The sequence below is a fragment of the Streptomyces sp. NPDC002643 genome (assembly GCF_053592555.1).
Map to the genome: position 1 here is coordinate 132,080 of NZ_JBSFVY010000003.1, position 20,077 is coordinate 152,156.

Here is a 20,077-nt window from a genome sequence, read left to right on the forward strand (position 1 = left end):
CTGCGACACCACCGTGGTTGCTCGCGCAGTTCCCCGCGCCCCTTACGGGGCGCGGGCCTGCTTACTTGTTCGCGCAGCTGCGGGCAGGCGTGCCGCTAGGGGCGGCACCCATCCCAAAGAGAGCGGCACCCTGCGAGCGCCGGTGAGCGAAACCCCGGCCCGGCCCACATCAAAGGGGGGTCAGGTGTCCAGGTGTGGGGGCGCCCGGTTGGCGTGGGAGCAGCGACGGCTCGGTGGGGGCGTGGGCGGGCTCCAGGGCCAGTACCGCCGCCACCGGGTGCTCCTCGTCGACCTCCTCCACAACCGGCGCCGCCACAGGAACCCGCGTGAGCAACACCACCCCCCGCCCCGCCACAACCGCTCCGGCCACCGCCAGCAATACCCCGGCCACCCCACCCCGCAACCCCTCACCCAACAGCGACAGCCCGATCACGGCGGCAGCCATGGGGTTGGACAACGTCACCATGGCCAACGGGGCGCCAAGACCCCCCTGGTACGCGGTCTGGGAGAGGAACAACCCGCCCACGGCGAACGCGGCGACGAGCACGGCGACCACCACCACCTGAACGCTCAAGCGCGAGCCCGAGCCGTCCGTTGCGGCCACGGTGACCGTCTGGGTGAGCGCGGAGGCCACCCCCGACGCCATCCCCGACGCGGTGGCATGGCGCAACCCCGGCTTGGTCCCGGGACGGGACAACACCCCCACCAGGGCCGCCGTCACCCCGGCCACCCCCAGCGCCTCCGGCACGCTCAGTACGTCGTCCGGCGCCGGCCCCGACGCGGCGACGAGTATCGCGGCGAGCCCCACCAGGGTGAGAGCCGTACCGCGCCACTCCACCGCGCTCACCCGCCGCCCGGCGACCCGCGCGCCCAGCGGAACGGCGGCCACCAGCGTGAGCGCCCCGAGCGGCTGGACCACGGTGAGCGGCCCGTACCTGAGGGCCACGACGTGGAGGAGTGCGGCACCGGCGTTGAGTGCCACCGAACTCCACCACGCGCCGCTGGCCAGCATGCGCCGTACGCCGGTGCCGCCCCTGCGGGAGGCGAGCCGTTCCTGGGCGACGGCCGCGGCGGCGTAGGCGACGGCGGAGACGAGCGAGAGGGCGACGGCGACCAGCGTGACGTTCATCGGCCCGCTCCGATTTTCGATCCGAGGCCCGCTCCTACCAGGGCGGGTTCCTCGATGGGAGCCAGTTCCCGGGGGCGCCCGGCGGCCGTCGCGGTCGTGGTCGACCGGTGCGGTACCTCGATGACCACCAGGGCGACGGACAGCAGCGCGCCCGCGACGATCGCGTCCAGCCAGTAGTGGTTCGCGGTGCCGACGATCACCAGCAGGGTCACCAGCGGGTGCAGCAGCCAGAGCCAGCGCCAGCGGGAGCGGGTCGCGGCGATCAGTCCGACGGCGACCATCAGGGCCCAGCCGAAGTGCAGGGACGGCATCGCGGCGAACTGGTTCGCCAGGGAGTCGGTCGCCGGGGTCGACGAGTACACCGTCGGCCCGTACACCTGCCCCGTGTCGACGAGCCCGGTGATCTCCAGCAGCCGCGGCGGGGCCAGCGGGAACGCCAGGTGCAGCAGCAGGGCGGCGGCGGTGAGGGCGGCCAGGACCCGGCGTGCCCATAGGTAGTGCGCCGGTCGCCGCAGATAGAGCCAGATCAGGAAGGCCGCGGTCGCCGGGAAGTGGACGGTCGCGTAGTAGACGTTCGCGAGGTGGATCAGGGTGTCGCCGTGCAGCAGCGCCGACTGCACGGAACCCTCGCCGGGCAGGCCCAGGGCGCGTTCCCAGTCCCACACCTGGTGCGCGTTGCTGAAGGCCTCGGCGGTGTGGCCGCCCGCCAGCAACCGGCCGAACTTGTAGAGGAGGAAGAGCCCTGCGACGAGCAGAAGCTCACGGACGAGGGGCGGTCGCGGTATCGCGGCGGCCCGCTCTTCTCCAGGCTGGGTGCGGCATTCCATCCCCCGGCCCTTTCCTTGACGCGCTGTCGTTGCCGGCGGCGCTGCTTTCCATGGCGGTACAGCGGTACAGCCCTTCGATACATGCGCTACGGCACCGCGTGCGATACGCACTCGTTCCGATACGTTGATGTACCGATACGGGAGTGTACCGATACGGCGCTGTACCGAAACGGCGGGGTACCGAAACGATTAGGTATCGATACGGCACTGTACCGATACGGCCGCGTTCCGGTACAGTGGCGTATCGACGGCCGACGAAGCCCATCGGGTGTCGTGTCGAACGAATCCGCACGATCCGCATGATCCGCACGAAAACGATCCATACGCAGTCGAGCGAAGGAGACCGGAGTCATGACGTCGCAGGCCGCGGACGGGCCGGAGACGGCCGTCGCCTCGCGCCGCTCCAAACTCACGCCGGAGCGTGAGCAGGAGTTCTTCGACGCCGTGCTCGAACAGGTCCGGGAGTGCGGCTACGACTCGGTCACCATGGAGGGCGTCGCCGCCAGCACCCGCTGCAGCAAGTCCACGCTCTACCGGCAGTGGAAGACCAAGCCCCAGTTCGTGGCGGCCGCCCTGCGCGCCCGCCGCAGCGCCCGCTTCTGCGGGATCGACACCGGCACCCTCGCCGGCGATCTGCGCGAGGTGGCCCGGCGCGCGGGCGAGGGCTATGCCCTGGAGGGCCGGATCTTCCAGGCGCTCGGCCATGCCGCCGTCCAGGACGAGGAGTTGCGGACGGCACTGCGGGACGCGCTCGTCGAGCCCGAGATCGAGGCGCTCAGGGCGATGATCCGCCGCGCCGTCGACCGGGGCGAGGTACCGGCCGACCACCCGGCGCTGGAGTTCGTCCCGGCGCAGATCTTCGGTGTGCTGCGGGCCCGCCCGGTGCTGGAGGGACGGGACGCGGACGAGACGTACATCATCAAGTTCATGGAGGCGGCCGTGCTCCCGTCGCTCGGCCTGACCTAGAGACCCGGGCCGCCGTCCGTGGAATTCCCGGACGACGACCTGGACGCGCCGCACCGTGGGGACGGGGGCGGCGCGCACCCCCCGGCCGGGTGGGTTCCTCTGGAGCGGAGAGGAGCCCACCCGGCCGCCTGGTTCACACCACCCCGTTCATGCCGCCGGGTTCAGGCCGCCCGGTCACACCGTCCGGCTCACGCCCGGCCGTTCACACTTCCTGGCCGCTGCCGCCGCCGCTGATGGACGACTTCTTGATGCCCTTGGTGATCTCGTCGATGACCGACTGCTTCGGCGCCTCGTCACTGACGTCGATGCCGAACCGCACCACGACGAGCTGCGAGGAGTCGGCGGGCGACGGGAAGACCAGCGACTCGACATAGCCGTCGTCGCCCTTGCCGGTGACCACCTTCCAGCGGACCAGATAGCCCTTCTCGCCGGCCACGGTCACCGCCTCGGAGGCCAGCTCCTCGTGCGAGCTGATCTTGCCGTAGCCCTCGGTGCCGTAGGCGTCCTCGGCGTTGCCGGCGATGTCCTCCTTCGCCGCCGCCTCGGGGGTGGTCGCCTTGATGCCCAGCTCCGACGCGGGCATCGAATAGGCGCCGCCACGCGTGCAGTTCTTCGTCGGGTCCGCCGGGCACTCGTACGACGCCTCCGTCGTCACCTGCGCGCCCACCACGAGCGGCGAGGTGACCCAGCCCTCGGGCACCGGGATGCTGATGCCGCTGGCCAGGTCGGTGGCGTACCCCTCCTCCAACTGCGGTGGCTGCCCCGACCCGTCCGGCGACGGCGTCTGTCCACCCGAACCACCCGAACCACCCGAACCACCGAAACCGCCCGAGCCTCCGGGACCGCCCTGGCCACCGGAGTTGCCGCCGGGACCGCCCTGACCGCCGTTCGTGCCGCCCTGGCCGTTCTGCCCGCCGGACCCCTGCGAGGTCGCGCTACCGCTGCTGCCTTCGTCGCCGGTGAGGGCGTACACGCCGACGCCGATGCACGCGAGGACCGCCGCCGCCACGGCGACGGCTATGCCGGTGCGCAGGCCGCGCTTCGGCTCTGCCCCCGGGTACCCGGGATATCCGGGGGCGCCCGGAGCCCCCGCATACGCCCCGGGCCCCGGCGGAAAGCCCGGCGGCGGACCGAACGCCCCGGCCGAGCCCGTGGGCCGGACCTGGTCCGTCCACGCCTTGCCGTCCCACCAGCGCTCGGTCGGCGGCGCGTCATTCGTCTGCCCGGGGTCGGGGTACCAGCCGGGAGGAGTCACCTGCGTCATGGAACAACCGTATGAGGCCGGAGTGAAAAGCGGATGAGAGAGGGTCGGGTTTCCTGGCGAAGGGCGCGGATCTGGCGCCAGGGCTACGTCCCGACCGTGGGCGGGGACGTCCCGACCGCAGACGAAGATGTCCCGACCGTGGGCGGTGATGTCTCGACCACCAGCCGAACCGGCGGCCGCGCACCGTGCGGTGGCCGCGGCGGCAGCCCCGCCCGTCCCGGTGTGACCGACCCCAGCACACGCGCGTGCCGGGCGCCCGTGCTCGCCGGATCGGTGCCCGGCAGCCCGTGCGCGGTCAGAAAGCCCAGCACGGCGAAGGCGTACGCCTCCTTCGCGCCCGCCGGCAGCCCCAACTCGTCCGAGACCCGCAGCCCCGCACCGGTCAGCTCGGCGCCCAGCATCCGCATCAACGTCGGGTTGCGGGTGCCGCCACCGGAGGCGATGACCTCCGTGGCCCCCACGGCGCGGGCGGCGTCCGCGACCGTGCGTGCGGTGAGCCGGGTGAGCGTCGCGACGACATCTTCCGGGCCCAGCCCCGTGAACCCGGCCAGCGCCTCGTGCAGATACCCGAGGTGGAACAGTTCCTTGCCCGTCGTCTTCGGCGCGGGCAGCGCGTAGTACGGCTCGGCCAGCAACCGGCGCAGCAACGCCTCGTGGACCGTGCCGCGCGCGGCCAGGGCGCCGTCCACGTCGTACGACCGCCGCCCGGCCGTGAACTCCCGTACGGCCGCGTCGATCAGCGCACAGGACGGCCCGGTGTCGAACGCGGTGCCGTCGGGTGCGGTGAGGTTGGCGATTCCGCCGAGGTTCAGCGCCACCGGGGTGCCGGGGCGGCCGCGCAGCCACAGCAGGTCGAACAGGCTCACCAGCGGCGCCCCCTGACCGCCGGCGGCGATGTCACGGGGCCGGAAGTCCGCCACCACCGGCAGCCCCGTCGCCTCCGCGATCCACGCGGGCTGCCCCAGTTGGAGGGTGCCGTACACGCGGCCGTTCTCCACCCAGTGGTGCACCGTCTGCCCGTGCGAGGCCACCAACTCGGCCCGCCCGCCGCACAGTTCACCATTCGCCTCGACCGCGACCGCCGCGAAGGCCCGCCCGACGAGGGTGTCGAGACGGCACACCTCGGCGACGGTCGTCGTACCCGGCGGAAGGACCCCGGTCAACGCCTCGTACACCTCGTCGTCGTACGGTCGACCGACCATCCCCAGCGGCCTCAGCGTGAGCGTGTCCCCGATGAGGTCGAGGTCGGCCGCCGCCGCGTCGATCGCGTCGTACGACGTACCGGACATCAGCCCGATGACCCGCATGAATCATCGACTCCCTTGCGCTGTGGGCGACTTGGACCCGGATGGCTGCCGAGACGCCAGCAGGGCGAGGGCGCTGACCGCGCAGGTCGCCGCCGCGTAGTACGCGGGGATGTCCACGCTTCCCGTCCGCTGGATCGTCTCGGTGATGATCAGGCCCGCGCAGCCGGAGAACACGGCATTGGACAGGGCGTAGGCCAGGCCGAGGCCCGTGTGGCGGACGCTCGTCGGGAACATCTCGGAGAGCATGGCCGGGCCCGGTCCCGCCATCAGACCGACGACGGCACCCGCCGCGCACACCGCCACGCCCTTTACCGCGTTCGAAGTACCGCCGTCCTGAAGGAGGTTGAGCAGTGGCACCGCGAGGGCGGTCACCAGGAGGGCGCCGGTGAGCATGACCGGCCGGCGTCCGATCCGGTCGCTGAGCCACCCCGCCGGGAGGATGGTGGACGCGAAGCCGAGATTGGCCAGGACGGTCGCCACCAGGGCCTGTTGGAAGGTGGCGTTCAGACTGCTCTGGAGATAGGAGGGCAGCACCACGAGGAAGGTGTAACCGGCCGCCGCCCAGCCCATGATCCGGCCCGCGCCGAGCGCGATGGCACGGGCGACCTCACCGGCCGGCGGCATGGCCGCGGCCCCTTCGCGCCGGAACGCGGGCGTCTCGTCCAGGCGCAGCCGCAACCACAGCGCACCCACCCCCAGCGCAAGCGTCGACAGGAACGGCACCCGCCACCCCCAGGACTCCAACGCGGCCGGAGAGAGGACCGTCGCCATCAGGGCCGCCGCCCCGGCCCCGCCCAGCAGCCCCACCGCCACCGTGAACGACTGCCACGACCCGTACAGCCCCCGCCGCCCCCGAGGCGCGAACTCGGTCATCACCGCCACCGCGCCCCCGAACTCCCCACCGGCGGACAGCCCTTGGACCACCCGCAGAAGGGTCAGCAGCCAGGGCGCGAGCGCCCCGATCTCGGCGTACGTCGGCAGCGCGCCGATCGCCGCCGTCGACAGCGTCATCAGGACGATCACCAGGATCAGCACCGGCCGCCGCCCGATCCGGTCACCGAGCCGGCCGAACAACGCGGCACCCACCGGCCGGAAGAAGAACGCCAGCGCGAACGACGCATACGTCCTCACCAGCCCCTCGATCTCACCGCCGCCCTCCGGGGTGAAGAACCGCGCCGCGATGATCGTCGCGAAGTGGCCGTAGACCCCGAACTCGTACCACTCGATGAAATTGCCGACCGACCCGGCCCACAGCGCCCGGCGCGACCGCTCCGGACGGAAAGAGCGCGCATCGTGACCGGTTCCGGGCACTGCCATTCGGTCTCCTGGGTCGGTGCGGGGCGGCCGGGGACGGAAAACCGCCTCGGATCAAGGGCAGTTGACTGCGGGTCATGTCCAACACGGCAGGTGGGCGGCCGAACGCGTCGTCCACGCGCCCGCCGATGTCACCCGACACGGCAATACCTACCCGGACCAGCCTCCACATCGGCAGCCGGAGGGCTACGCTCAATGACCTGTACGTCGTTTGGGCGACCTGGGGAGGTAGCGGGATGACGGAGGCACGGCCTGAAACGGCCGCCTCGGCTTCCCTGTGGGAGCGCGACGCGGAACTCGCCGCGATCACACAGGCGATCGACGAACTCCGCGTCGACAAGGCGTCACCGGGCAGGATTCTCGTCTTCACCGGAGAGGCGGGCATCGGCAAGACCACCGTCCTCACCGAGGCCCGCCGTATCGCCGACGAGCGAGGCTGCACCGCCTGGTACGCCCGTGGCGGCGAGACCGTCACCTCCGTCCCCTTCCACGTCGTACGACAACTGCTGCAACCCGCGCTGCTGTCCCTGATGGACGACGAGCAGCGCGACTACCTGGGCGACTGGTACGACATCGCCGGACCCGCCCTCGGCCTCACCAACCCCGGCGACTCCCTGCCCGAGCCGCAGCATGTGCGCGACGGGATCGTCGCCGCCGTCAGCCGGCTGGTACGGCGGAGCTGGCCCCTCGTCCTGCTCATCGACGACGCCCACTGGGCCGACCAGGAGACCCTGCGCTGGCTGTCCGCGCTCACCGAGCGGCTGGCCGAGATGTGTGTCCTCGTCGTGATCGCCCGCCGCCCCGGCGAGGCCTCGGCGGAAGGTGCCCGCATCCTCCGGGAGGTCGCGTCCAAGGCCGAACCCGTCACCACGATCACCGGGCTCAGCCCCCAGGCCACCGCCGGGCTGACCCGCGCCAGGCTCGGCGACCACGCCGACGACGCGTTCTGCCGCGAGGTCTGGGCCGTCACCAACGGCAACCCCTACGACACCGTCGAACTGCTCGCCAAGGTCAAGGACAGCGAGCTGAGCCCGGTCGAGGACTCCGCGGCCAAACTGCGCCCCCTGAACAAGGCGGCCCGCGGCGACGGCCTGGTCCACCGGCTGGAGAAACTCGGCGTCGAAGCCATCCGGTTCGCCTGGGCGGCCGCCATCCTCCACACCAACATCACGGTCGAGAACGCGGCCCGGCTCGCCGGACTCACCCCGGACACGGCGGCCGACTGCGCCGATCGCCTCATCCAGGCCCGTATCCTCACCGCCTCCGACCCGGCCGGCCGCCAACTCAAGGACGGCGAGCTGGTGTTCGTCCACCCGCTGATCGCCACCGCCGTGTACGAGAACATCCTGCCCGCGACGCGCATCGCGTACCACGGCGTCGCCGCGACCGTGGTCACCGAGTCCGGCCGAGGGCCCGCCGCGGCCTCCCGCCATCTCATCGAGGTCCACCCCGAGGGCAACCCCGAACTCGTCGAACAGCTCCGGGCCGCCGCCACCGAACACCTCGCCGTCGGCGCACCCGAAGCGGCCTGCCGCTGCCTGGAGCGAGCCCTCAAGGAACCACCGGAGGACGATGTCCGCGTCCGAGTCCTCTACGAACTGGGCTGCGCCACCCTCCTCACCTCCCCCTCCACCACCATCGACTACCTCCGCTCGGCCCTGGCGGCACCGGGCCTGGACCACAAGGAGCGCGTCAACGCGATCTTCCGGCTCTCTCAGGCGCTGGTGCACAACAACCAGCTGGGGGAGGCCGTGCGGACCGTCGAGACGGAGGCCCTCCGGCTGGAGGAGGGCCCCGCCCGGATGCGACTCCAGGCCGCCCGCTACATGTGGGAGGGCGTCCACGCCGGCGAGGAACTCCCGCCGACCCACTCCCAGGAACTCGCCGCGCTCGCCGAGACCTGTGAGGGCCGGGACAACTCCGAACGCGCACTGCTCATCCTGCGCGGCTTCGACGCGATGGCCCGCGGTGAGAACGCCGAGGTGGTCGTCGAACACTGTGACCGCGCCCTCGTCAACAGCCGACTCGCACCCGGACTGGGCTGGCTCGACTGCGAGTGGGGCTTCGAACTGCTGCTGATGCTGACCAGCTCCTACGCCTTCGCGGACCGTCTCGACCGGGCCGAGAGCTTCATTGCGGAAGCCCTGCGCACCTATGAGTCGGCCGGCTGGGGCGGTGCCCATCTGGCCCTGGCCCACGCCTATGTCGGTCTCACCCACCGCAGGCGGGGCCGCCTCAGGGAGGCCGAGGAATCCCTGCGCACCTCACTGGAGTACGCCGAGAAGGTCGGGCCCGGACTGCCCGTGCACTGGACCTCGACCTGCAACCTCGTCGAGACACTGCTCGCCCGCGGCCATATCGAGGAGGCGTGGGACATCGCCGAGCGGAACGGATTCGCGCCGCCCTATCCGGCGCCCATCGTGCTGCCCGACCCCCGCTCGGTACGCGGCCGGCTGCTCCTCGCCGTCGGCCGTATCGAGGAGGGCATCAATGAACTGGAGGCCGCGGAGAAGGCGGCGGACGCCCGGGGCCACCACAACACGCTCCTCGTCCCCTGGGGCGGCGACCTCGCCCGGGCCCTCGCCAACGAGGACCCCAGGCGTGCCGCCGATCTCGCCGGGACCCTCCGCCGACGCGCCGAACGCTTCGGCACGGACACCGCCATCGGCGAGGCCCTGCGGGTCGAGGCCGCCCTCGCGACCGGCAAGCAGGCCGTCACCCTCTACCGCAAGGCCGTCACCTATCTGGCCGCCTCACCGTCCGCCTACGAACACGCCGCGGCCCGCATCGAATACGGCATCGCCCTCCGCTCGTCCGCTGAGATCGAACAGGGCCTCGACCTGGCGGAATCCTGCGGCGCCGACGGCTTGGTCCGCCAGGCCCGAAGGGCACTCGCCGGGGGTGTCTAGGGGCGGACCGGGGGTGTCGTGACCGGTTCCGGGCCAGCGGCGTGGGGCCGTCGGTCGAGGTCCGGCACCGCCGACCGGGGCCCCGGGGGTGTCGTGACCGTGGGGCGAGGGGCGGCCCGGGTGTCGTGACCGGGGCCTAGGTCCTGTCGTCAAATTCCCGTCGTCGCCCGGAGGGCGGCCTCGCGGCGTCAGGTCCGTGCTCTCGGCGTGCCGGGCGGAGGACCCCGTCGATGGACCGGACGCACTTGGGCTTTCGCCCGGTGCGGCGAGTGGGGGCACCTCCCACGCCCTTAAGGCAGTGGGGGAGCGTGCATGGCGTCGCGGGGCAGACGGGAATTTGACGACAGGGCCTAGGGGAGGCGCCGGGGTGTCGTGACCGTGCTCTGGGGCCGTCTGTCGGGGCTCCGGGGCTGTTGATCGGGGCCTGGGGCCGTTCGGCCGTGGCCCGGGACTCCCGGCGGGGCTCCGGGGGCGTTGATCGGGTCCTGGGTTCTGGGTCCTGGGTTCTGTGGCCTGGGGGCGTAGACCGTGCCCAGGCCGCTGATCTGGCCCTGGGGCCGTTGATCGGGGCACGGGGCCGTTCGGTCGGGCCTGGGGCCGCCAGCCATGGCCCAGGACCCCCGACCGGGCCCCGGGCCGTCCCGGCGGACGCCGCTGCTCAGGCCTCGCCCGGCTCCTCCTCCGCCAGGACCCGCTGGGCGGTGGCGAAGGCCGAGTTGGCGGCGGGGACACCGCAGTAGATGGCGGTCTGGAGGAGGACGGCGCCGATGTCCTCCGGGGTGAGGCCGTTGCGGCGGGCCGCTCGGACGTGCATGGCGAGTTCGTCGTAGTGGCCGTGGGCGACCAGCGCGGTGAGGGTGATCATGCTGCGCTCGCGGCGCGTGAGCGTGGGATCGGTCCAGATCTCCCCCCAGGCATAGCGCGAGATGAAGTCCTGGAAGCGGGCCGTGAACGGTGATTGGCGGGCCTGGGCGCGGTCCACGTGGGCGTCGCCGAGGACCTGGCGGCGCACCTCCATCCCCCGCCGCGCATACCCGTCGAGGTGCGCGCGGAGCGCGGACAGCACCGCCTCCGGACGCTCCGCCGGCGCGAGGTGCGAGGCCCCCGCGATCTCCGTCAGCGAGGCCCCGGGGATCGCGTCCGCCAGCTCCCGCAGATGCGCGGGCGGCGTCGCGGGGTCCTCGCGGCCGGCCACCAGCAATGTCGGCGCGGTGATGCCCGAGAGGCGGTCGCGGATGTCGAAGGCGGCCAGCGCGTCGCAGCAGGCCGCATACGCCGCCGGGTCCGCGCTCCGATGGTCCTCGACCAGCTCCGGCACCGTGAACCCCGGTGTGAACCAACGGGATTCGGCCGTCTCGGCGACACCCGCCAGCCCCTCCCTCCGCACCCGCTCGGCCCGCTCCGCCCACGGCTTGGCACCGTTGAAGTGCGCCGAGGAGCAGATCACCGCCAGGGATGCCACCCGCTCCGGGTGGGTCGCGGCCAGCTGCAGCCCCACCGCACCGCCGAGCGACACCCCCGCGTACGCGAACCGCTCGATGCCGAGCGAGTCCGCCAACGCCAGGACCAGGTCGGCCAGTTGGGCAACCGTCGCGCCGGGGCCGATCAGATCGGCGGGGGAGTCGCCGTGCCCCGGCAGGTCCCAGCGGACCACCCGGTGGGTGATCGACAGCTCGGGCGCCACCTTCTCCCACAGCTTGGTGGACGTCCCCAGCGAGGGGCCCAGCAGCAGCGGGGGAGCGGAAGTCGGGCCCTCCGCACGGTGGTTGAGCAGCTTGTCGGTCAACGTCGCTCCAGAGCACGGTCGGTGAGGTCTCCGGCGGAGCCGGTGTAACGGGCGGGGTCGGTGAGGTCCGCGAGCAGGGCGGGCGGCAGATCCTTCAACTCCGCCTCCTCGCCCAGCAGTTCGGCCAGCGTGCGGCCCTCCGCATGGACGCGCCGGGCCGTCCGGGTGAGCAGTTCCTTGGCGCGGGCCCGGCCGATCAGCGCGGCCAGCTCGGCGGCCAGTCGCTCGGAGACGATCAGACCGTGGGTGAGGTCGAGGTGGCTGCGCATGGTGTCGGCGTGCACCCGCAGCCCCTCGGTCAGCTCCACCGCGTCCCGCGCCGCGCCGCCGACCAGCCGCAGCAGATCCCTGAGCGGTTCCCACTCCGCGTGCCAGCCCCCGGCAGGCCGCTCGTCCTCCGCCACCAGCGCGCCGTACAGCGTCGCCGCCAACTGCGGTGCCCGCCGAGCGGCCGCCACGATCAGCGTGGACCGTACGGGGTTCGCCTTGTGCGGCATCGCGGACGAACCGCCGCCACCGCCCTCGGCCAGCTCCGCGATCTCGGTCCGGGCCAGGGTGAGTACGTCCACCGCCGTCTTCCCGAGGGCGCCCGCCGCGAAGGCCAGCGCACCGGCGAGGTCCGCGATCGGTGTACGCAGGGTGTGCCAGGGCAACTCGGGTTCGCGCAGGCCGAGTTCACGGGCGTAGGCGGCGATGAGGGCGCGGGTGTCGACCGGGGCCTGTCCATCGGTCGTACCGAACACCGTGAACGCCGCCAACGTCCCCGCCGCGCCCCCCAGTTGGGCGGGCAGGCTCGCTCGTACGGCCGTCAGTCGGTCCCTGGCGTCGAGGATCAGGGAGCGCCAGCCCGCCGCCTTCAACCCGAAGGTCGTGGGCACGGCGTGCTGGGTGAGGGTGCGGCCGGGCATCGCGGTGTCCCGGTGCTCGGCGGCGATCCCGGCCAGCGCCGTAGCCGTACGGTCGAGGTCGGCCTCGATCACGGCGAGGGTGCGCGAGGCGACCAGCATCGTCGCGGTGTCCATGATGTCCTGGCTGGTCGCGCCCCGGTGGACGTATGGGCCCGACTCCCCGCCGACCGCCTTGGTGAGGTCCCCGACCAGCGGGATCACCGGGTTGCCGCCGCTTCGGGCGCGCTCGGCGAGGGAGCGTACGTCGAAGCGGCCGGCATCGGCGGCCTCGGTCACCGCCGACGCGGCCTCGGCCGGGGCCAGCCCGAGGGCGGCCTGAGCACGGGTCAGCGCGGCCTCGGCGTCCAGAAGCGCCTGGAGGTAGGCCGTGTCGCCGGTGGCGGAGGCCGCCGGGGAGCCGGTCCACCCGGGGGCGAGCAGACCGGCATCAGGGTCGGGAAACGTCACTGGAACTCCAGGAAGACCGTCTCGCCCTCGCCTTGAAGGCGGATGTCGAAACGGTAGGTGCTGTTCCCCTGGTCCTCGGCGATCAGCGTGCCCCGGCGTGCCTCGTCCACCCCGGCGAGCAGCGGGTCGGCGGCGAGGGCCGCGTCGTCGCCCGGGAGGTAGATCCGGGTGAACAGGTGCACGAGCAGACCGCGTGCGAAGACGCACACGCTGATGTAGGGCGCGTTCCGGCCGCGTGCGCCGGGCCGCAGTGTGTGCGCCGTCCAGTGCCCGCCGGCATCGGTCTGGATGCGCCCCCAGCCGGTGAACTCCACGCCGTTGCGGCCCGCGAAGCCGCCGGAGGCCGCGTCACGGCGCATCGAGCCGTCGACCCGGGGCACCTGGCCGTCCGGGTCCGGGCCCCACAGCTCCACGAAGGCGTCCGGCAGCGGGTTGCCCTCGCCGTCGAGGACGCGGCCGTGGAGGGCGATGGTGTCGGGGTGGCCGACGGGGGCGATGTCCCCGCCGCCGGGGAACGGCAGGGCGTGGCCGTAGAAGGGGCCGACCGTGTGCGACGGGGTCGGGAGCACCGTCTCGGGGCGGCTGGTGTCGATCTTCGTCATGGCGGGTCAGCGTCCTTCTTCGATCCAGGTGGCCTGCGGCCCGTCGAGCACGATGTCCCAGTGGTAGCCCATCGAGAACTCCGGCACGGACAGGCTGTGGTCATAGGTGGCGACCAGCCGCTGCCGGGCCGCGTCGTCCGTGACCGACTGGATGATCGGGTCGTACGGGAACAGCGGGTCGCTCGGGAAGTACATCTGCGTCACGAGCCGCTGGGTGAACGCGGTGCCGAAGATCGAGAAGTGGATGTGCGCCGGCCGCCACGCGTTGACGTGCTGACGCCAGGGGTACGGGCCCGGCTGGATCGTCGTGAAGTGGTAGGTGCCGTCGGCGTCGGTGAGCGTACGGCCGACACCGGTGAAGTTCGGGTCCAGCGGGGCGTCGTGCTGCTCGCGCTGGTGGGCGTAGCGACCGGCGGAGTTGGCCTGCCAGATCTCGACCAGCTGGCCCCGGATCGGGCGCCCGTCGCGGTCGAGGAGCCGGCCGGAGACGGTGATCCGCTCACCGATGGGCTCGCCGTTGTGCTGCCGGGTCAGATCGTTGTCGATCTCGGTGATGTCCCGCTCCCCGAACGCGGGGGAGTGCAGCTCCACCAGCTCCGGGTCCTTGGAGACGTCGATCGAGATCGGCGGCTGCTTGGGGTGCCGCAACACCGAGGAACGGTACGGGGCGTAGTCACGGCGCGGCTGGTGCTCGACGGGGGCACCGTCGGCGATCCGCTTCTCGTAGGCGGCGTGCTCGGCGGCGATTTCCTGGTCGATGTCGTGCTGGGTGAGAGTCATGTGGATTCCTTAGCGTTCAAGGACGAGAGCGAGGCCCTGGCCGACCCCGATGCACAGCGTGGCGACGCCGACGCCCGAGCCCTTGCGGGCCAGCTGGTGGGCGACCGTGCCCGCGAGGCGGGCGCCCGAGCAGCCGAGGGGGTGGCCGAGGGCGATCGCGCCGCCCTGAGGGTTGAGGATCGCCGGGTCGAACTCGGGCCACTCGGCGACACAGCCGAGCACCTGCGCGGCGAACGCCTCGTTCAGCTCCAGGACGTCCAGGTCGGCGAAGGACTTGCCCGCCTTGGCGAGCGCCCGGTTGACGGCCTCGACGGGGGCGAGCCCGAAGTAGTCGGGGTCGTTGGCGTGGACCCCGCTCGCCGAGACCCGGGCGAGCGGCTCGCGTCCGGTGGCCCTCAGGCCCTCCTCGTCCACCAGCAGCAGCGCGGCGGCACCGTCGTTGAGCGGCGAGGCGTTGCCCGCCGTGACGGTCCCCTCGGAGGTGCGGAACGACGGCTTCAGCTTGGCCATCGCCGCGAGGGAGGCATCCGCCCGTACGCATTCGTCGGCGCCGAAGACCACCGGGTCGCCCTTGCGCTGCGGGATCGACACCGGCGCCAGCTCGGCGTCGAACAGTCCGGCCTGCTGCGCCTTGGCGGCCTTCTGGTGGGAGGCCAGCGCGAACTCGTCCTGCTGCTCCCGCGTGATCTTGTGCTTGTCGGCGATCCGCTCGGCCGACTCACCCAGCGGGATGGTCCACTGCGGCTCCATACGCGGGTTGACCATGCGCCAGCCCAGCGTGGTCGAGTACAGCTCGGTGTTCGTGGCGGGGAAGGCCCGGTCGTTCTTGGGCAGGACGTACGGGGCACGGGTCATGGACTCCACACCACCGGCCACGGCGATGGAGGCATCCCCGAGCGCGATGGCGCGGGCCGCCTGGATGGTCGCCTCCAGACCGGAGGCGCACAGCCGGTTGACGGTCACGCCGGGTACGGAGGTGGGCAGCCCGGCGAGCAGCGCGGCCATCCGGCCGACGTTGCGGTTCTCCTCGCCGGCGCCGTTGGCGTTGCCGAAGTACACGTCCTCGACACGGGCGGGGTCGAGGTCCGGGGTACGGGCGAGCAGTTCGCGGATGGCGTGCGCGGCGAGGTCGTCGGGGCGGACACCGGACAGACCGCCGTTGTAGCGGCCGATCGGGGTGCGGACCGCGTCGACGATGTACACGTCCTTCAGGCCATTGCCGTGGGTCATGACTGGATCTCCTCGGGGATGCGGACCTTGGCGGCGGTCTTCTCGACGATCTCCTCGACGGTGACCCCGGGCGCGGTCTCCACCAGCACCAGACCCTCGGCCGTCACATCCAGCACGCCCAGATCGGTGATGATCCGGTTCACGCACGCCTTGCCGGTGAGCGGCAGCGCGCACTGCTCCAGGATCTTCGCCGAGCCGTCCTTGGCGGTGTGGGTCATCACCACGATGACCGTACGGGCGCCGTGGACCAGGTCCATCGCCCCGCCGATCCCGGTGATCATCTTGCCGGGGATGGCCCAGTTGGCCAGGTCACCGGTCTCGGAGACCTGCATGGCGCCCAGCACGGCGACATCGATGTGGCCGCCGCGGATCATCGAGAACGACAGCGCCGAGTCGAAGAAGGACGCGCCCGGAAGGACCGTGACGGTCTCCTTGCCGGCGTTGATCAGATCGGGGTCGACCCGGTCATCGGTCGGGTACGGGCCGGTGCCCAGGATTCCGTTCTCGGATTCCAGGATGACCTCGACGCCCTCGGGGAGGTAGTTGGGGATCAGCGTCGGCAGTCCGATGCCGAGGTTGACGTACTGGCCGTCCTTAAGTTCGCGCGCGGCGCGGGCGGCCATCTGCTCTCGGGTCCAGGCCATCACTCGCTCACCGTTCCCTGCGCCGGGGCCACGGACACCGTGCGCTGCTCGATCTTCTTGTCCGCCGCCTGCTCGGGGGTCAGGGCGATCACCCGCTGTACGAAGATCCCGGGCAGATGCACCGCGTCGGGGTCGATCTCGCCGGGCTCCACCAGTTCCTCCACCTCGGCGATGGTCACCTTGCCCGCCATGGCGGAGAGGGGGTTGAAGTTGCGGGAGGACTTGTTGAAGACCAGGTTGCCGTGCCGGTCGCCCTTGGCGGCGCGGACGAGCGCGTAGTCGGTGCGGATGCCCCGCTCCAGTACGTACTCGACGCCGTCGAACTCCCGGACCTCCTTCGGCGGTGAGGCGAGGGCGACGCCGCCGTTGCCGTCGTAGCGCCACGGCAGTCCGCCCTCGGCGACCTGGGTGCCCACTCCGGCCGGGGTGAAGAAGGCCGGGATGCCGGCGCCACCGGCGCGCAGCCGCTCGGCCAGTGTCCCCTGCGGGATCATCTCGACCTCCAGCTCACCGGCCAGATACTGTCGGGCGAACTCCTTGTTCGCCCCGATGTACGACCCGGTCACACGCGAGATCCGGCCCGCTGCGAGGAGGATCGCCAGCCCGGATTCCATCGCGCCGCAGTTGTTCGACACCACACCCAGACCCGAGACCCCGCGCTCGTACAGCGCCCCGATGAGCACGTTCGGCACACCGCTCAGCCCGAAGCCGCCGACGGCGAGTGTCGCGCCGTCCGGCACATCGGCCACTGCCTCCAGGGCTGTGGCGACCACCTTGTCCATCCGTGAAGCCCCATCCTCGTCCGAGCGGATTACTCAGGGCACTGAGTAATTTGGTGAAGTTTCCTTCACGCTGCCACTCGACGGGTTCGGCGTCAAGGCCTTGGGAAAGGTGAGGTCAGGTGCGTGTGCGGCTGTGGACATACGGTGGAGGGCGGTTGGGTATTGTTCAGTGCACCAACGAATTGCCGTCCATCTCATCTTTCGTCGAGCGGTTTCCGTCGAGCAGTTTCTGTCGAGCAGTCGAGGAGCGCATATGGCCGCGGTGGACCTCTCCGCCCACCCCGGGCACCTGGCCCGACGGCTCCAGCAGGCCCACTATCTGCTGTGGAACGTCATGGTCTCCGAGGAGATCACCTCACCCCAGTTCGCCGTCCTCAACACCCTCGTCGACGAACCGGGTCTCGACCAGCGCACCGTGGGGGAACGGGTCGGGCTGGACCGCTCCACCATGTCCGAGGTCATCAGCCGACTGGGGCGGCGCGGCCTCCTCGACAAGGTGCGGGACCCGCAGGACGGCCGCCGGTTCCTGCTGCGGCTCACGGAGGACGGGGTGCGGACGCATCGCAGGCTGACCGTGCGGACGGCTCGGATGAACCAGGTGTTCCTGGCGCCGCTGAGCGAGGCGGAGCGGGAGGTGTTCTTCGACCTCATACGGCGGGTTGCCGATGCGACGGAGACGCTCCGCTAGGCGCTCCGCTGGAAGTGCCGGGTGGGGCAGTCTTTCTCCGCGGCGCCGTCGTGGCTGGTCGCGCAGTTCCCCGCGCCCCTTAAAGTCGCGGCGTTGCGGGTGACCGGCGTCTATTTGCTCGCGTAGACCACCCAGACCTGGCCCTTCGCGAAGTTCAGCGGCTTGCCGTCCGTTGTGGTGAAGGTCGTGCCCTCTGTGGCCGTGTCGCGTTGCCAGTTCGCCTCGTAGGAGCGGCCGTCGCGCAGGACCTCCGCCTGGCCCGAGCCGACCGTCTCCGTGTACGGGGTGGTGTTGCCGAGGAAGTCGTGGAAGAGGGAGTCCCGGATCGTCACGTGCTGCACCACCACCGTCGCCGGTGCCACCCGCTCGTCGTCGGTCGTCACCGTGGGGGTGCCGTCCATCGACACCAGCCAGCGGTCGCGGTCCTCGGACCAGGTGAAGGTGAAGCGGGCAGCGGGGTAGCGGACGGTGAGGGAGTTCTTCGGGGTGCCGCCGTCGGGGGCCTCGCCGTAGCGGAAACCGGTGGTCAGGGCCGCCTTGCCCGGTGGGGAGTCGATCAGCCGGTCGGGGCGCAGGAAGAGGTTGTGCGGGGCGGGTCTGTCGGCGTCGCGGAAGTACGCGTCGGCTGCGTCCTCGGGGGTCTCCGGGTGCAGCGACGCCCGGTCGATCAGAGGAAGCAGCTTGCTCTGCGCGCCGGAGAAGGCCAGCGTCGGTTCGTCGAACTGGCGCAGAAGCTCCAGGTCGGACTCCCGGGCGCTGCGCACGGGGCCGATCTCCTCGGGGAACCGTGTCGCGTAGACGGCCATCAGCCGGCTCAGACCGCCCTCGACCTGCTCCGCGTAGACGATGTCGGCGGCGTCGAGACCCGTCTGCGGGCGGGCCGCGCCCACGTTGTCGATCTTCACGGCCAGCACCGAGCCCTCGGGGGCCGTGCTGACGTGGTCGTCCCGCTGTCCCTCGTCCGGCGCCCGGCCGTCGTCGCCTCCGGTGCAGCCCGCCACCAGGACGCCCGCGGTCAACGCGGCGAGCACCATCCCCGCAGCTCCGCGACGCCCCGGCCGCCGCACGTTTCGTCGTATGCCCACTGTGGCCACCCTGGTCCCGAGTTGTCTTTGATTGTGCGCTTAAAAGTTCATAGATGGCCATAGCTGATTGTTCATGGCCGGTCCACTTCTGCTGCGCCGATCAGGTCGGCCGAACCGTCCGGGTTCGTGGGCAGTGCCCGGGGTACTCGGGCCGCACTTGCCGGGACTGTGCGAGGGACGGAGTGGCGCGATGAAGGCAGTGACGTGGCAGGGCAGGCGGGACGTCCGTGTGGAGACCGTGCCCGATCCGGCGGTCCAGGAGCCCACGGACGCGGTCATCCGGATCACATCCAGTGGCCTGTGCGGCTCCGACCTGCATCTCTACGAGGTGCTCACCCCGTTCATGACACCGGGCGACATCCTCGGCCATGAGCCCATGGGCATCGTCGAGGAAGTCGGCGCCGCGGTGCCCGACCTCGCGGTGGGGGACAGGGTCGTGGTGCCGTTCCAGATCGCCTGCGGCAACTGCTGGATGTGCCTCACCGGGCTGCCCACCCAGTGCGAGACCACCCAAGTCACCGGCGAGGGCATGGGCGCGGCGCTCTTCGGCTACACCCGGCTCTACGGCGCCGTCCCGGGCGCCCAGGCCGAGTATCTGCGCGTACCGCAGGCACAGTTCGGGCCGATCAAGGTCCCGGAGGGCCCGCCCGACGACCGGTTCGTCTACCTCTCCGACGTCCTGCCCACCGCCTGGCAGGCTGTCGAGTACGCGGACATCCCGTCCGGCGGCAGCGTCGCCGTACTGGGGCTGGGGCCCATCGGCGACATGGCCTGCCGGATCGCCCAAGTACGCGGCGCCGAGCAGGTGTTCGGTATCGACCTGGTGCCCGAGCGACTGCGCCGGGCACGCGAACGGGACGTCGAGGCGTACGACCTGCGGCACTTCGACAGTCAGAAGGAACTCGTCGCCGCGCTGCGCGACCGCACCGCCGGGCGCGGCCCCGACGCCGTGATCGACGCCGTCGGCACCGAGGCCCACGGCAGTGCCGCCGCCCGGCTCGCCCAGGCCGCGGCCGGACTGCTGCCCCGCGCCCTCGGCGCCCGCTTCGCGGAACACCTCAGCGTCGACCGGCTGGCCGCCCTCCACACCGCCATCGACCTCGTACGTCGCGGCGGCACCATCTCCATCACCGGCGTCTACGGCGGCACCGCCGACCCACTGCCGCTGCTCACGATGTTCGACAAGCAGATCCGGCTGTGCATGGGCCAGGCCAACGTCCGCACCTGGAGCGACGACATCCTGCCGCTCCTCACCGACTCCGACCCCCTCGGTGTCGACTCCTTCGCCACCCATCGACTGCCGCTGAGCGAGGCGCCGCGCGCCTATGAGATGTTCCAGCGGAAGGAGGACGGCGCGGTGAAGGTGATCTTCGAGCCCTGAGGGAAGGGATGGGAGTGGGCTGGGGGCG

The 20,077-nt window shown here is 71.7% G+C and carries 17 protein-coding genes; 4 read left to right on the forward strand and 13 right to left on the reverse strand.

The annotated features are described in order from the left end of the window. Positions 1 to 169: 169 nt before the first annotated feature. Together ACWD4G_RS05390 and ACWD4G_RS05395 are read right to left on the reverse strand one after the other, a co-directional pair. The gene (locus tag ACWD4G_RS05390) at positions 170 to 1,129 is read right to left on the reverse strand and encodes a hypothetical protein (protein ID WP_451290869.1); all 960 of its coding nucleotides are present in this window, start codon (positions 1,127 to 1,129) and stop codon (positions 170 to 172) included. After that, the gene (locus ACWD4G_RS05395; RefSeq protein ID WP_451290870.1) at positions 1,126 to 1,956 is read right to left on the reverse strand and encodes a phosphatase PAP2 family protein; all 831 of its coding nucleotides are present in this window, start codon (positions 1,954 to 1,956) and stop codon (positions 1,126 to 1,128) included. Before ACWD4G_RS05395 ends, ACWD4G_RS05390 begins: the two co-directional genes overlap by 4 nt. A 351-nt stretch (positions 1,957 to 2,307) precedes the next feature. On the opposite strand from ACWD4G_RS05395, the gene ACWD4G_RS05400 reads away from it, so the two are divergent. After that, entirely contained in the window at positions 2,308 to 2,922 is a 615-nt protein-coding gene (locus ACWD4G_RS05400; RefSeq protein ID WP_451290871.1) for a TetR-like C-terminal domain-containing protein, read from the forward strand. A gap of 202 nt (positions 2,923 to 3,124) precedes the next feature. Here ACWD4G_RS05400 and ACWD4G_RS05405 read toward each other — a convergent pair whose 3' ends face one another. From ACWD4G_RS05405 to ACWD4G_RS05415, 3 genes are all read right to left on the reverse strand, one after another. Further along, positions 3,125 to 4,186, reverse strand: coding sequence for a DUF2510 domain-containing protein (locus ACWD4G_RS05405; protein WP_451290872.1), 1,062 nt, complete (start codon positions 4,184 to 4,186; stop codon positions 3,125 to 3,127). An 83-nt stretch (positions 4,187 to 4,269) separates the two neighbouring features. After that, positions 4,270 to 5,493, reverse strand: coding sequence for an anhydro-N-acetylmuramic acid kinase (locus ACWD4G_RS05410; RefSeq protein WP_451290873.1), 1,224 nt, complete (start codon positions 5,491 to 5,493; stop codon positions 4,270 to 4,272). A gap of 3 nt (positions 5,494 to 5,496) precedes the next feature. After that, on the reverse strand, positions 5,497 to 6,810 hold the full coding sequence (locus ACWD4G_RS05415; protein ID WP_451290874.1) for an MFS transporter: 1,314 nt from the start codon (positions 6,808 to 6,810) through the stop codon (positions 5,497 to 5,499). 233 nt (positions 6,811 to 7,043) lie between these two features. Between ACWD4G_RS05415 and ACWD4G_RS05420 the strand changes: the two genes are divergently transcribed. After that, entirely contained in the window at positions 7,044 to 9,716 is a 2,673-nt protein-coding gene (locus ACWD4G_RS05420) for an ATP-binding protein (protein WP_451290875.1), read from the forward strand. A gap of 658 nt (positions 9,717 to 10,374) precedes the next feature. On the opposite strand, the gene pcaDC is transcribed toward ACWD4G_RS05420, so the two are convergent. From pcaDC to ACWD4G_RS05455, 7 genes are read right to left on the reverse strand one after another with little or no spacing between them, the layout of a single operon-like run. Next, a complete protein-coding gene (pcaDC, locus tag ACWD4G_RS05425) occupies positions 10,375 to 11,502 on the reverse strand; it encodes a bifunctional 3-oxoadipate enol-lactonase/4-carboxymuconolactone decarboxylase PcaDC (protein WP_451290876.1) in 1,128 nt (375 codons plus the stop codon). After that, on the reverse strand, positions 11,499 to 12,857 hold the full coding sequence (gene pcaB / locus ACWD4G_RS05430) for a 3-carboxy-cis,cis-muconate cycloisomerase (RefSeq protein ID WP_451290877.1): 1,359 nt from the start codon (positions 12,855 to 12,857) through the stop codon (positions 11,499 to 11,501). The genes pcaDC and pcaB overlap by 4 nt, the downstream gene beginning before the upstream one ends. Then, the gene (gene pcaG / locus ACWD4G_RS05435; protein WP_451290878.1) at positions 12,854 to 13,459 is read right to left on the reverse strand and encodes a protocatechuate 3,4-dioxygenase subunit alpha; all 606 of its coding nucleotides are present in this window, start codon (positions 13,457 to 13,459) and stop codon (positions 12,854 to 12,856) included. The genes pcaB and pcaG overlap by 4 nt, the downstream gene beginning before the upstream one ends. A 6-nt stretch (positions 13,460 to 13,465) precedes the next feature. Next, a complete protein-coding gene (gene pcaH / locus ACWD4G_RS05440) occupies positions 13,466 to 14,239 on the reverse strand; it encodes a protocatechuate 3,4-dioxygenase subunit beta (RefSeq protein ID WP_451290879.1) in 774 nt (257 codons plus the stop codon). 9 nt (positions 14,240 to 14,248) lie between these two features. After that, positions 14,249 to 15,451 carry a thiolase family protein gene (locus ACWD4G_RS05445; RefSeq protein WP_451291144.1) on the reverse strand — a complete coding sequence of 401 codons (1,203 nt, stop codon included), beginning with the start codon at positions 15,449 to 15,451 and terminating at the stop codon, positions 14,249 to 14,251. 14 nt (positions 15,452 to 15,465) lie between these two features. Further along, positions 15,466 to 16,113 carry a CoA transferase subunit B gene (locus tag ACWD4G_RS05450; protein ID WP_451290880.1) on the reverse strand — a complete coding sequence of 216 codons (648 nt, stop codon included), beginning with the start codon at positions 16,111 to 16,113 and terminating at the stop codon, positions 15,466 to 15,468. Further along, positions 16,113 to 16,895: a CoA transferase subunit A gene (locus ACWD4G_RS05455; RefSeq protein ID WP_451290881.1), complete on the reverse strand. Its 783-nt coding sequence runs from the start codon at positions 16,893 to 16,895 to the stop codon at positions 16,113 to 16,115. The genes ACWD4G_RS05450 and ACWD4G_RS05455 overlap by 1 nt, the downstream gene beginning before the upstream one ends. A 253-nt stretch (positions 16,896 to 17,148) precedes the next feature. Here ACWD4G_RS05455 and ACWD4G_RS05460 point away from each other — a divergent pair, with 253 nt between their 5' ends. Beyond that, positions 17,149 to 17,583, forward strand: coding sequence for a MarR family winged helix-turn-helix transcriptional regulator (locus tag ACWD4G_RS05460; RefSeq protein ID WP_451290882.1), 435 nt, complete (start codon positions 17,149 to 17,151; stop codon positions 17,581 to 17,583). A gap of 110 nt (positions 17,584 to 17,693) precedes the next feature. On the opposite strand, the gene ACWD4G_RS05465 is transcribed toward ACWD4G_RS05460, so the two are convergent. Next, the gene (locus ACWD4G_RS05465; protein WP_451290883.1) at positions 17,694 to 18,617 is read right to left on the reverse strand and encodes a DUF3048 domain-containing protein; all 924 of its coding nucleotides are present in this window, start codon (positions 18,615 to 18,617) and stop codon (positions 17,694 to 17,696) included. Positions 18,618 to 18,858: 241 nt separating this feature from the next. Between ACWD4G_RS05465 and ACWD4G_RS05470 the strand changes: the two genes are divergently transcribed. Beyond that, positions 18,859 to 20,049: a zinc-dependent alcohol dehydrogenase gene (locus ACWD4G_RS05470; protein ID WP_451290884.1), complete on the forward strand. Its 1,191-nt coding sequence runs from the start codon at positions 18,859 to 18,861 to the stop codon at positions 20,047 to 20,049. Positions 20,050 to 20,077: the final 28 nt, after the last annotated feature.